Origin of the sequence: Streptomyces adustus (genome assembly GCF_009377175.1) — a bacterium.
GTDB classification, from domain to species: domain Bacteria; phylum Actinomycetota; class Actinomycetes; order Streptomycetales; family Streptomycetaceae; genus Streptomyces; species Streptomyces adustus.
In genome coordinates this window covers 65,996-77,721 of record NZ_VJZD01000011.1, presented here as the reverse complement: position 1 = coordinate 77,721, position 11,726 = coordinate 65,996, and the positions used below count along the sequence as shown (strand labels likewise).

Genomic DNA, 11,726 nt, shown 5'->3' with positions numbered 1-11,726 from the left:
GGCCCGGTGACGCCGTACGGCGTCACCGGGCCCGCTGTGCCGCGTCACCGCATCGGTCCGCTACGACGCCGAAGCGGACGGGGTGGCCGACGCGCTCGGCTGCGGCGGGGCGCCCTCGCCGTCGTTGGTGGCGTCGGGGTCGACGCCCACCGTGATCGACCCGCGGACACCACGGGCGATGTTCCGCTTGTCGTACTTCAGCTTGAGCAGGCCGCCCGTGGTGCCGCTCTGGTCGTAGATGGTGTCCTCGGTGAGCGTGGTGCGCTCGGTGGTGTTGGCGGAGTACGGCGCCACCTCGGCGGAGGCCAGCACGGCCGCCTCGTCGAAGAAGAACTGACCGGTGTGGCAGGTGTGCCCACCCTCGTAACCGGCGTCGGTCCACTCGCCGTCCACATGCACCTTGACGTGGATGTGGACACACCGGCCCCGGTACCAGCCCGGGAAGACCGTCCGGAAGGCGACCCGGCCGTGCCGGTCGGTCCGCCAGGTGCCGCGCAGATAGCGGGTGTCGTCGGTGGGCTCCTGGTGCCCGCCGGGGTTGCCGCCACCGGGGCCGCCCGAGGGCGGTTCGCCGGTGGGCGTGCCGGTCGGGGGCTCACCGGTGGGCGCGGGGCCGCCACCGCCGCTGCCCTGGCTCTCGTAGCCGGAGTAGACGCCGGAGGCGTCGCAGTGCCAGATGTCGACGGCGGCGTTCCGGACCGGCCTGCACGTCTCGGAGTCGATCACCCTGAGGTCGAGCAGGAGCGGGATGCCCTCCCGGTCCTCGGTGACGTCCCGCCGGATCTTGTCCGCGTCGATGTAGTACGGGCCTTCGACGGCTTCGGAGGTCAGCCGGTAGCAGACCTCTGCGCCACTCGTGGCCGCGGCCGGCGCCTGTCTGCTGCCGCCCGCCTCACTGGCGAAGGCGTCCGCCGCGAACGCGCCTCCAAGACCCACCGCGGCGACCGCTCCGGTACCCGCGACGACGACCTTGCGACGGGTCAGTTCCCTTGATTCCGGCAGCCCTTGGGGCTCCTGATTCTCTGTCATGCGCCGGAAAACTAGGGACGCAGCCTGTCAGCGGGCTGAGAAAACGGCACTCTTTGCCCTGCCCGAACGAGGAGGGCCGGAAATCGCCTCCGGAGCACGGCCGCACCCGCATTTGCATGTCACCTTCAACCTTTACAATCCGCCGCGTCACACCGGCGCACGGATGGCGCGCCAGGGGCCGAGGGGGATGAGCATGGCCATGAAAGGTCGTATGTCCAAGGGAAGTTGGAGATCCACCGCCTTACTGCTCGCAGGGCTGATGGGGGTCACCCTGCTGTCGGCGGGACCGTCCTGGGCCGTGCACGGCGCCACTCCCGGGGACTTCAACGGCGACGGGTACCGCGATGCCGTCCTGCCCGCGCCGGGCGCGGACGTGGCAGGCCGGGCGGGCGCGGGCGCGGTGGTCGTCCTGTACGGGTCGAAGTCGGGGCTGTCGGCGGCCCGGCGCACGACGATCACGCAGAACTCCGCCGGGGTGCCCAGCTCCGCGGAGGCGGGCGACGCCTTCGGGACCGCCACCGCCACCGCCGACCTCAACCGCGACGGCTACGCCGACCTGGTGGTCTCCGCGCCGTACGAAGACACCGCCGAGGGCAGGAACTTCGGCCTGGTCGCGGTGTTGTGGGGCAGCAAGGGCGGGCTGACGACGGCCACCCAGCTGCCGCTGCCCGCCGACACGCCGTCGCACGCCGACGGTGCCCGGTTCGGGCTGGATCTCGCCGCCCTCAGCCTCGGCGGCGGCCCGAAGGAGCGGGTCGTGGTGGCCGGGACGGACGGCACCGTGAGCTTCAACGGCCCGTTCAGCCGCACGGGCACCTACGGAACCCGCTCGGTGGCGCAGAACACCCCGTCCGTGGCGAGCGTGACGCTCGGCGACTTCAACGGCAACGCCACTCCGAGCCAGGCTCTCGCCACCGTCGGCCTGAGCGATCTGAGCGGCGGCGCGGTCTACGCGTATCCCGAGTACGGCGACCACCCGCTCAAGGGCAACGGTTTCATCGCCGCCTCCGGCGACGTCAACGGCGACGGGTTCGCCGATCTCGTGGTCGGCGACCCCGCCGAGCCCCATGTCGCCGGCGTGGACGGCGCCTCGGGCGGCCGGGTCCTGGTCTGGTACGGCGGCTCGGCCGGCATCGCGCAGGACGCCGAGCCCGTGCAGATCACGCAGAACACCGCGGGCGTGCCCGGCGTCAGCGAGAAGAACGACGCCTTCGGCGGCGCTCTCGCCGTGGCCGACCTGAACCGGGACGGCCTCGCGGACATCGTCGTCGGCACGCCGTACGAGGGGGTGGCCGGCAAGAACCGCTCCGGCGAGGTGACGGTGATCCCGGGCCGCCGCTCCGGCGCGCTGGGCGCCGGTTCCTACTCCTTCAGCCAGTTCACCGCGGGCGTGGGCGGCGGCAACGAGACGGACGACTTCTTCGGTACCACCGTCTCGGTCGGGGACGTGAACAACGACGGCAGGCCCGAGTTGTTCGTCGGCGCGTCGGGCGAGAACAACCTCACCGGCGCGGTCTGGGTGTTCCCGGGCGGTGCCTCAGGTCCGACGGCCAAGGGCAGCCGGGTCTTCAACGCGGCCTCCGTCGACCTCACCCAGAAGAGCGGCACGCTCCTCGGCGGCAACGGCCTGCACGAGCTGATCTGACCACCGTCCCACGCACCACCATGGACGGCCTCCCCGAACCGGTATAGATTCCAAAGATCTTGTAAAGAAAAGGGGGAGCACGTCATGGCACTCTTCGGCAACGCGCACACCGTCGACCCGGCGCAGGCCCAGCAGGACTTCGCACGTCTGCTGGGTGCGGGCGAGCAGGTGCACGCCGCGTTCCTGCTGATCCGCGACACCATCCTGTTCACCGACCGCCGCCTGATCCTGGTCGACAAGCAGGGCATCACCGGCAAGAAGGTGGAGTACCACTCCGTCCCGTACCGCAGCATCACCCACTTCGCGGTCGAGACGGCCGGCACGTTCGATCTCGACGCCGAGCTGAAGATCTGGATCTCCGGTTCGTCGGTCCCGATCGAGAAGACCTTCACCAAGGGCGTGGACATCTACGAGGTCCAGGCGATCCTGACCCAGTTCGTCGCGAAGTAGCCCGCCGACGGTACGGAACAGCGAAGAGCGCCCGGGACGGTGACGTCCCGGGCGCTCTCGCCGGTTCGGGCGCGATCGCCCCGGAGCCGGGGCGGTCCGGGCTACGCCGCCGAGGCGGAAGCGCCCGGCTGCACCGCGTCGTCCGTGCCGTCATGGGTGGCGTCCGGGTCCACGCCCAGGGTCAGGGAGGCCTGCACTCCCTTCGCGATGTGCTTCTTGTCGTACTTCAGCTTGAGCAGGCCGCCCGTGGTGCCGCTCTGGTCGTAGATGGTGTCCTCGGTGAGCGTGGTGCGCTCGGTGGTGCTGGTGGAATACGGCGCCACCGTGGCGGAAGCCAGCACGGCCTCCTCCGAGAAGAAGAACTGGCCGGTGTGACAGGTGTGCCCACCCTCGTAACCGGCGTCGGTCCACTCGCCGTCCACATGCACCTTGACGTGGATGTGCACACAGCGGCCCCGGTACCAGCCCGGGAAGATCGTCTTGAAGGTGACGTGCCCGCTGCGGTCGGTCTTCCACGTGCCGCGCAGATAGCGCTCGTCGTCGGTCGGCTCCTCGTGGCCACCGCCGCCGGTGCCGCCGGAGGGCGCGCCGGACGGGGGCTCACCCGTGGGAGTGCCGGAGGGGAGATCGGTCGGAGCGTCGGTCGGCGTGCCCGAGGGGGCGTCGGTCGGCGCTCCGCCACCGCCGGTGGAGAGGCTCTCGTAGCCGGAGTAGATGCCCAGCGCGTCGCAGTGCCAGATGTCGACGGCCGCGTTCTTGATGGGTTTGCAGGTCTCGGAGTCGATCACCTTGAGGGCCAGGGTCAGCGGGATGCCTTCCTTGTCCTCGGTGATGTCCTTACGGATCTTGTCCGCGTCGATGTAGTAGGGACCCTCGGTGGTCTCCGAGGTGAGCTTGTAGCAGGTCTCCGCGGCGGTGGCCGACGCGGTCGAGCCCTTGCCCGTCTCACCGGCGAAGGCGGTCACGGCCACTCCGCCGCCCACGCTCGCCACGGCCACGGCCGCTCCGCCCGCCACGACGACCTTGCGCCGGGTCATGCTCCGCTTGTGTGCTGGTCCTTGGTTTCCCGTCATGGGCGGTGACGTTAGGCACGGGCCCTGTCAGGAGCGTGGGGAAGGACTGTGCATTGCCATGTGCGTGCAAAAGGGGCCAGGGAGCGGCTTCTCCGGAAGACCGGCGGTCATCTCAGGACCCTGGAGTGAAAGTCGCCACAGCGGATACGTATGGTTCTCGCCATGCCAGTCCCTGAGGTCATTCCGATCGCTTACGAGCCGCAGGGCCGTACCCAGGCCGTCGGCCGCTATGCGGACGGACAGTTCCTGGGCTCGGTCACCTACGCCTTCCCCGAGAAGTACCGTCCCGACGACGGCTGGGAGGTGCACAAGCGCCTGTACTCGGTGCTGCATCTCTTCGATGCCCACGGCCGCTACCGCGAATCGGAGATCTGGTGCGCCGGCACCTGGGCCGAGCAGCAGCGGTCCCCGCACGGAGGAACGTCGGTGCTCGCCCACGCCCGCGCCCACCTGGCGACCAAACTCCGCAGCCTGCCCCGGCGCACCTACACGGACATCGCGGTGCGTCCCTTCAGCGTCACCGTCGAGGGTGTGCTGTTCGGCCTGCTGACCGGGGAGGACGAGGGCGAGGCCTGGGCCGAGCTCTACCCGGACCACCTCGGCTTCGGCGCGCCCTGGGACGGGCGGTACGACACCTAGGGCCTGTCGTTGGGATCAGCCCGGCGGCGCGGGACAGACGAAGGGGGCCGGAAACCGATGTGGTTTCCGGCCCCCTTCGCAAGGACTCGTCCGGTTGCGGGTTCCGCTCCCCGCGCTCCGTTACTTCGGCTGCGGCTTGCGCACCGAGAGGTGCAGCTCGCGCAGTCGCGCCTCCTCCAGCTCCGTCGGCGCGCCCATCATCAGGTCCTGGGCGTTGCCGTTGAGCGGGAAGGAGATCGTCTCGCGGATGTTGGGCTCGTCTGCGAGGAGCATGACGATCCGGTCGACGCCGGGGGCGATGCCGCCGTGCGGAGGGGCGCCGAAGCGGAAGGCGCGCAGCATGCCCGCGAACTTCTCCTCGACGGTCTCACGGTCGTAGCCCGCGATCTCGAACGCCTTGAGCATGATCTCGGGCTCGTGGTTCCGGATCGCGCCGGAGGACAGCTCGACGCCGTTGCAGACGATGTCGTACTGCCAGCCCAGGATGTCCAGCGGGTTCTGGGTCTGGAGTGCCTCCAGACCGCCCTGCGGCATCGAGAAGGGGTTGTGCGAGAAGTCGATCGCGCCGGTCTCCTCGTCCTTCTCGTACATCGGGAAGTCGACGATCCAGCAGAACCGGAAGACGTTCTCCTCGAAGTGGCCGGCGCGCTTGGCGGCCTCGACGCGGACCGCGCCCATGATCTTCGAGACCTCGTCGAACTCGCCCGCGCCGAAGAACACGGCGTGACCGGCCGCCAGCGACAGGCGCTTGGTCAGCTCGGCGACGTTCTCCTCGGTCAGGAACTTCGCGATCGGGCCGCTCAGCGAGCCGTCCTCGGCGACCCGGACCCAGGCCAGGCCCTTCGCGCCCAGCGTCACGGCGAAGTCGCCGAGCTGGTCGAAGAACTTGCGGGGCTGGGCCGAGACGTCCGGCACCGGCAGCGCGCGCACGTGCTTGCCGGCGAACGCCTTGAACTCCGAGCCCTCGAAGATGTCGGTGATGTCGACCAGCTCAAGCTGGGCCCGCAGGTCCGGCTTGTCGGAGCCGTACTTCAGCATCGCCTCGCGGAACGGGATCCGCGGGAACGGGGACGTCACATGACGGCCGTTGCCGAACTCCTCGAAGAGCTCCGTCATGAGCTTCTCGATGGGCTGGAAGACGTCCTCCTGCTCGACGAAGGACATCTCCACGTCGAGCTGGTAGAACTCGCCCGGCGAACGGTCCGCGCGGGCGTCCTCGTCGCGGAAGCAGGGCGCGATCTGGAAGTACCGGTCGAAGCCGGAGATCATCAGCAGCTGCTTGAACTGCTGCGGGGCCTGCGGCAGCGCGTAGAACCGGCCCGGGTTCAGCCGGGACGGCACGACGAAGTCACGGGCGCCCTCGGGGGAGGTGGCGCTCAGGATCGGGGTCGCCATCTCGTTGAAGCCCAGCGCCGTCATCTTGTGGCGGATCGCCGAGATGACCGCCGTACGCAGCATGATGTTGCGGTGCATACGCTCGCGGCGCAGGTCGAGGAAGCGGTACTCCAGGCGCCGCTCCTCGTTGACCCCGTCCTCGGCGTTGATGGTGAAGGGCAGCGGCTGGGCGGCGCCCAGCAGCTCGACCTCACCGACCTCGACCTCGACCTCACCGGTGGGCAGCTCGGGGTTGACGTTGTCGCTGCCGCGGGAGACGACCTTGCCGTCGACGCGGACCGTCGACTCCTTGGTCACCTTGTCGAGCGCCTCGTACGCGGGCGTGCCGGGGCGGGCGACGAGCTGCGTGATGCCGTAGTGATCGCGCAGATCGATGAAGAGGATGCCACCCAGGTCGCGCCGATTGTGCAGCCAGCCACTCAGCCGGACGTCGGTGCCGACGTCAGAGGCGCGGAGCTCGCCGCAGGTGTGGGACCTGTACCGATGCATCGTCGTTCATCCAGCCTTCGCGGATCGGGGTCGTGTTTCACGTGAAACCTCACCCCAGCCTACCGGCCAGCCCGTCCTCACCTCCCCACCATTGGCACGGCAGGTCCCGGGGCACGCCCCCCACGACGGCCCGGGCGACGCCTCCGTGGGGCCCGCGCTACGGCCCCGACGACCCGGACGGCACCTCCGGAGGTTCGGACGGTCCGGCCGACAGGTGACGGGTGCGCAGTTCGTGCAGGACCCCGAAGGCGGCGGCCGTCAGCGGCACCGACATCAGCATCCCGAGGATCCCGGCCACGGACGCGCCCGCGGTGATAGCCAGCATCACCGCGGCCGGATGCATCTGCACGGTCCGGCTCTGGATCGCCGGCTGGAGCACATGCCCCTCCAGCAGTTGCACCCCCACCACCACGCCGAGCGCCCACAGCGCGATGACGAATCCGCGTTCGGCGAGCGCGACCAGGACGGCCACCGATCCGGAGAGGAAGGCCCCGAGGTAGGGGATGTAGGCGGTGACGAAGACGAGCGCGCCGAGCCCGATCGCCCCCGGCACCCGCAGGATCAGCAGACCGACGGTGATGCAGACCGCGTCGATCAGCGCGATGACCGTCGTCCCGCGCATGAACCCCTCGACGGCCTCGAAGGCGCGCCGCGCCATCACCTCCACGGTGTCGGCCGTGCCGCGCGGGGCGAGCGACCTGAGCGCGGGGGCGGCCCGGTGGGCGTCGCGCAGGAAGAAGAAGACGAGCAGCAGGGCCAGAACGGCGATGGCAATGGTCTCGCCGACAACGCTGACCCCGCTGATGACGTTGGAGGCGGCGGTCCCGCCGAACTTGGAGAGCAGCTCCCTGCTGTGGCCGGCTAGGTCGTCCAGCGAGGTGCCGGCGGCGCCGAAGTGGTCGGCGATGCTGCGCGCCGCGGTCCTGAGCGAGGCGACGATCTCGTCCCCGGTGTGGACGAGCGCCGCGACGACGATGTACACGGCGCCGCCGACCACGGCCACCACGGCGACGCAGGTGACCACGGCCGCCACGGACCGGTTGACCCCGGCCTTCACCAGCCGGCGGTGCAGCGGGCCGAGCAGCGCGGTCCCCAGCAGCGCGAGCAGCACCGGCGTCACGGCCGCACGGAACTCGGCGCACAGCCGGATCCCGACGTAGCCGACCCCGGCGACCAGCAGGACGACGGCGCACCAGGCGGCGAGCCGGCGGGCGGGATCGGGAAGCAGGTGCACACCTCCACCCGATCACGCGGTGGGCGGGCCGTCCCGTCGGAACGGCCCGCCCGGGTGACGGAGCGTCAGGCCTGCGGTCCGCCCTCGGTCATCCCGTGCACCGCCGGGATGGTCCCCAGGCGGCCCTTCTGGAAGTCCTCGAACGCCTGCTGGAGCTCCTTCTGGTTGTTCATCACGAACGGGCCGTAGTGGGCCATGGGCTCACGGATGGGCTGTCCGCCCAGGAGCACGACCTCCAGGTCCGGGGTGTGGGAGTCCTGCTGCGCGTCGGCGCGCACGGTCAGCGAGGAGCCCGCGCCGAAGACGGCCGTCTGGCCCAGCTTGATCGGCCGGCGCTCGGCGCCCACCGAACCCCGCCCGGCCAGCACGTAGGCGAGGCCGTTGAAGTCCTCGCGCCACGGCAGGGTGAGCTCGGCACCGGCGGCCAGCGTCGCGTGGATCATCGTGATCGGGGTGTGGGTGATGCCGGGGCCCTGGTGGCCGTCCAGCTCACCGGCGATGACCCGCAGCAGCGCGCCGCCGTCGGGGGTGGTCAGCAGCTGGACGTTGCCGCCGCGGATGTCCTGGTAGCGCGGGGCCATCATCTTGTCCTTGGCCGGAAGGTTCACCCACAGCTGGAGGCCGTGGAAGAGCCCGCCGGACATGACCAGGGACTCCGGCGGCGCCTCGATGTGCAGCAGGCCGGAGCCGGCCGTCATCCACTGGGTGTCGCCGTTGGTGATGGTGCCGCCGCCACCGTTGGAGTCCTGGTGGTCGAAGACGCCGTCGATGATGTAGGTGACGGTCTCGAAGCCGCGGTGCGGGTGCCAGGGGGTGCCCTTGGGCTCGCCCGGCGCGTACTCCACCTCGCCCATCTGGTCCATCATGATGAACGGGTCGAGGTGGCGGTAGTTGATCCCGGCGAACGCGCGGCGCACCGGGAAGCCCTCGCCCTCGAAGCCGCTGGGCGCGGTCGTGACGCCGAGCACGGGGCGGGCCACCGCGTCGGCGGGAGCGGCCACACGGGGCAGCGTCAACGGGTTCTCGACGGTTACTGCGGGCATGTCGGTACCTCCTTGTGCAACCAGATTAGTTGAGTGTTGAACTTTCTGCCACCCTCAACGGAGAGAGCCCGGAGGGAATTCCCTCCGGGCTCGGGTCGTGGCATCGAGGTCGGCCGGGGCGGCAGGATCGACGGCCGGGGCGAGCGGTCAGCCGTACATGCGGCGCATCGCGAATTCGACCATCTGTTCTACGGCCTTCGCGTCGAAGACCATCCGGTACTCGCCCTCCATGTCGAGGACGAAGCCGTACCCGGTCGGCAGCAGGTCGATCACCTCGGCGCCGGTGATCACGAAGTACTTGGACTCCTTGCCCGCGTACCGGCGCAGCTCCTTGAGGGAGGTGAACATCGGGATCACCGGCTGCTGGGTGTTGTGCAGCGCGAGGAAGCCCGGGTTGTCGCCGCGCGGACAGTACACCTTCGAGGTCGCGAACACCTGCTGGAAGTCCTCGGCGGCCACCTGACCCGTGGTGAAGGCGCGGACCGCGTCCACCAGGGAGGGGGGCGACGGTTCCGGGTAGAGCGGCGGCTGCTGGCCGTAACCGCCGACACCGCCGGGCATCTGCTGCTGCGGCGAGGCATACCCCTGCTGGGCACCCGCGCTCTGGTCGTAGCCGTACATGCCCCAAAGAGTAACGAGTCACAGATGACCCGCTCGGGGTTGCATCTTATTACTGACGGGTAGCATCATCGGAGCTACTTGTTGGTAAGTGAAACAGTCGCGAGGATTCAGCGCCTCGCCGATCCCTCTACGGAGCCGTCGCCATGGGGCACTACAAGTCGAATCTCCGCGACATCGAGTTCAACCTCTTCGAGGTGCTCGGTCGCGACAAGCTGTACGGCAGCGGCCCGTTCGAGGAGATGGACACCGAGACCGCCAAGAGCGTCCTCGCCGAGCTGACCCGCCTGGCGGAGAACGAGCTGGCCGAGTCCTTCGCCGACGCCGACCGCAACCCGCCGGTCTTCGACCCGGAGACGAACACCGCCCCGGTGCCGGCCTCCTTCAAGAAGTCGTACAAGGCGTTCATGGACTCCGAGTACTGGCGCCTCGGCGTGCCCGAGGAGATCGGCGGCTCCACCTCGCCCCGCTCCCTGATCTGGGCGTACGCGGAGCTGATCCTCGGCGCGAACCCGGCGGTCTGGATGTACTCCTCCGGCCCCGCGTTCGCGGGCATCCTCTTCGAGGAGGGCAACGACGTCCAGAAGCACATCGCCGCGATGGCCGTCGAGAAGCGCTGGGGCTCCACCATGGTCCTCACCGAGCCCGACGCCGGCTCGGACGTGGGCGCCGGCCGCACCAAGGCGATCCAGCAGGAGGACGGCTCCTGGCACATCGAGGGCGTGAAGCGCTTCATCACCTCCGGTGAGCACGACATGGAGGAGAACATCCTCCACTACGTCCTCGCCCGCCCCGAGGGCCACGGCCCCGGCACCAAGGGCCTGTCCCTCTTCCTCGTCCCGAAGTACGAGTTCGACTTCGAGACCGGCGAGCTGGGCGAGCGCAACGGCGTGTACGCGACGAACGTCGAGCACAAGATGGGCCTCAAGGCCTCCAACACCTGCGAGATGACCTTCGGCGACCGCCACCCCGCCAAGGGCTGGCTGATCGGCGACAAGCACGACGGCATCCGCCAGATGTTCCGCATCATCGAGTTCGCCCGCATGATGGTCGGCACGAAGGCCATCTCCACGCTGTCGACGGGCTACCTGAACGCGCTGGAGTACGCCAAGGAGCGCGTCCAGGGCACCGACCTCGCGAACTTCATGGACAAGACCGCGCCCAAGGTCACCATCACGCACCACCCCGACGTGCGCCGCTCGCTCATGACGCAGAAGGCGTACGCCGAGGGCATGCGCGCCCTGGTCCTGTACACGGCCGCGGTCCAGGACGAGATCCAGATCAAGGAGGCCGCCGGCGAGGACACCTCCGCCGCCGAGGCCCTGAACGACCTCCTCCTGCCGATCGTCAAGGGCTACGGCTCCGAGAAGGGCTACGAGCAGCTCGCCCAGTCGCTCCAGACCTTCGGCGGCTCCGGCTTCCTCCAGGAATACCCGATCGAGCAGTACATCCGCGACGCCAAGATCGACACCCTGTACGAGGGCACCACGGCGATCCAGGGCCAGGACTTCTTCTTCCGGAAGATCGTCCGCAACCAGGGCGCGGCGCTGAACACCCTCGCCGAGGACATCAAGAAGTTCCTGGCGCTGGGCACCGGCGGCGAGGACCTCGCGGGCGCCCGCGACCACCTGGCCAAGGCGGCCGTCGAGCTGGAGGCCATCGTCGGCCTGATGCTGACCGACCTCGCCTCGACCGAGCAGGACGTCAAGAACATCTACAAGGTGGGCCTGAACACCACCCGCCTGCTGATGGCCTCCGGCGACGTGGTCGTCGGCTACCTGCTGCTCAAGGGCGCCGCGGTCGCCGCGGAGAAGCTGGAGACGGCCTCCGCCAAGGACCAGGCCTTCTACACCGGCAAGATCGCGGCGGCGAAGTTCTTCGCGGCCAACGTCCTGCCCGGCGTCACCCTGGCCCGCAAGGTGGCCACGGACGTCGACCTGGACCTGATGGAGCTGGACGAGGCCGCGTTCTAGTCCCTCCCGCCGTCCACTGTCGCCCGCCGCCGGCACCCGGGGCGGGCGACGGTCCACGCCGGTCCCGGGCCGTACGGAATCAGCTCCACCAAGCCCTCACGAGGGCCCGTTCCCAGTGATGGGGAGCGGGCCCTCGTC

The 11,726-nt window shown here is 69.6% G+C and carries 10 protein-coding genes; 4 read left to right on the top strand and 6 right to left on the bottom strand.

Going from position 1 to position 11,726, the window contains the following annotated elements:
- Positions 1–60: 60 nt before the first annotated feature.
- Entirely contained in the window at positions 61–1,029 is a 969-nt protein-coding gene (locus FNH09_RS04870) for an intradiol ring-cleavage dioxygenase (RefSeq protein ID WP_152885469.1), read from the bottom strand.
- A 211-nt stretch (positions 1,030–1,240) separates the two neighbouring features.
- Between FNH09_RS04870 and FNH09_RS04865 the strand changes: the two genes are divergently transcribed.
- On the top strand, positions 1,241–2,674 hold the full coding sequence (locus tag FNH09_RS04865) for an FG-GAP-like repeat-containing protein (RefSeq protein ID WP_238426458.1): 1,434 nt from the start codon (positions 1,241–1,243) through the stop codon (positions 2,672–2,674).
- A gap of 84 nt (positions 2,675–2,758) precedes the next feature.
- Positions 2,759–3,124, top strand: coding sequence for a PH domain-containing protein (locus FNH09_RS04860; protein ID WP_152885468.1), 366 nt, complete (start codon positions 2,759–2,761; stop codon positions 3,122–3,124).
- Positions 3,125–3,225: 101 nt separating this feature from the next.
- Here the strand turns inward: FNH09_RS04860 and FNH09_RS04855 are convergent, their stop codons facing one another.
- Positions 3,226–4,197 carry a dioxygenase family protein gene (locus FNH09_RS04855; RefSeq protein ID WP_152885467.1) on the bottom strand — a complete coding sequence of 324 codons (972 nt, stop codon included), beginning with the start codon at positions 4,195–4,197 and terminating at the stop codon, positions 3,226–3,228.
- Positions 4,198–4,359: 162 nt separating this feature from the next.
- Here FNH09_RS04855 and FNH09_RS04850 point away from each other — a divergent pair, with 162 nt between their 5' ends.
- On the top strand, positions 4,360–4,836 hold the full coding sequence (locus tag FNH09_RS04850) for a hypothetical protein (protein WP_152885466.1): 477 nt from the start codon (positions 4,360–4,362) through the stop codon (positions 4,834–4,836).
- Between the two features lie 120 nt (positions 4,837–4,956).
- Here the strand turns inward: FNH09_RS04850 and aspS are convergent, their stop codons facing one another.
- The 4 genes from aspS to FNH09_RS04830 all read right to left on the bottom strand — a co-directional run bounded on the left by aspS (position 4,957) and on the right by FNH09_RS04830 (position 9,618).
- Positions 4,957–6,720 carry an aspartate--tRNA ligase gene (aspS, locus tag FNH09_RS04845; protein ID WP_152885465.1) on the bottom strand — a complete coding sequence of 588 codons (1,764 nt, stop codon included), beginning with the start codon at positions 6,718–6,720 and terminating at the stop codon, positions 4,957–4,959.
- A gap of 157 nt (positions 6,721–6,877) precedes the next feature.
- Positions 6,878–7,954 (bottom strand): AI-2E family transporter, encoded by a 1,077-nt coding sequence (locus tag FNH09_RS04840; RefSeq protein WP_162468121.1) that lies wholly within the window; start codon positions 7,952–7,954, stop codon positions 6,878–6,880.
- A gap of 65 nt (positions 7,955–8,019) precedes the next feature.
- Entirely contained in the window at positions 8,020–8,997 is a 978-nt protein-coding gene (locus FNH09_RS04835; RefSeq protein ID WP_152885464.1) for a pirin family protein, read from the bottom strand.
- 147 nt (positions 8,998–9,144) lie between these two features.
- Positions 9,145–9,618 carry an SseB family protein gene (locus FNH09_RS04830; protein ID WP_152885463.1) on the bottom strand — a complete coding sequence of 158 codons (474 nt, stop codon included), beginning with the start codon at positions 9,616–9,618 and terminating at the stop codon, positions 9,145–9,147.
- 143 nt (positions 9,619–9,761) lie between these two features.
- On the opposite strand from FNH09_RS04830, the gene FNH09_RS04825 reads away from it, so the two are divergent.
- The gene (locus FNH09_RS04825; RefSeq protein WP_152885462.1) at positions 9,762–11,588 is read left to right on the top strand and encodes an acyl-CoA dehydrogenase; all 1,827 of its coding nucleotides are present in this window, start codon (positions 9,762–9,764) and stop codon (positions 11,586–11,588) included.
- The last annotated feature ends 138 nt before the right edge of the window (positions 11,589–11,726 follow it).

Coding starts and splice junctions, on each gene's coding strand:
- FNH09_RS04870 (WP_152885469.1), bottom strand. CDS start 1,029: ATGACAGAGAATCAGGAGCCCCAAGGGCTGCCGGAATCAAGGGAACTG.
- FNH09_RS04865 (WP_238426458.1), top strand. CDS start 1,241: ATGTCCAAGGGAAGTTGGAGATCCACCGCCTTACTGCTCGCAGGGCTG.
- FNH09_RS04860 (WP_152885468.1), top strand. CDS start 2,759: ATGGCACTCTTCGGCAACGCGCACACCGTCGACCCGGCGCAGGCCCAG.
- FNH09_RS04855 (WP_152885467.1), bottom strand. CDS start 4,197: ATGACGGGAAACCAAGGACCAGCACACAAGCGGAGCATGACCCGGCGC.
- FNH09_RS04850 (WP_152885466.1), top strand. CDS start 4,360: ATGCCAGTCCCTGAGGTCATTCCGATCGCTTACGAGCCGCAGGGCCGT.
- aspS (WP_152885465.1), bottom strand. CDS start 6,720: ATGCATCGGTACAGGTCCCACACCTGCGGCGAGCTCCGCGCCTCTGAC.
- FNH09_RS04835 (WP_152885464.1), bottom strand. CDS start 8,997: ATGCCCGCAGTAACCGTCGAGAACCCGTTGACGCTGCCCCGTGTGGCC.
- FNH09_RS04830 (WP_152885463.1), bottom strand. CDS start 9,618: ATGTACGGCTACGACCAGAGCGCGGGTGCCCAGCAGGGGTATGCCTCG.
- FNH09_RS04825 (WP_152885462.1), top strand. CDS start 9,762: ATGGGGCACTACAAGTCGAATCTCCGCGACATCGAGTTCAACCTCTTC.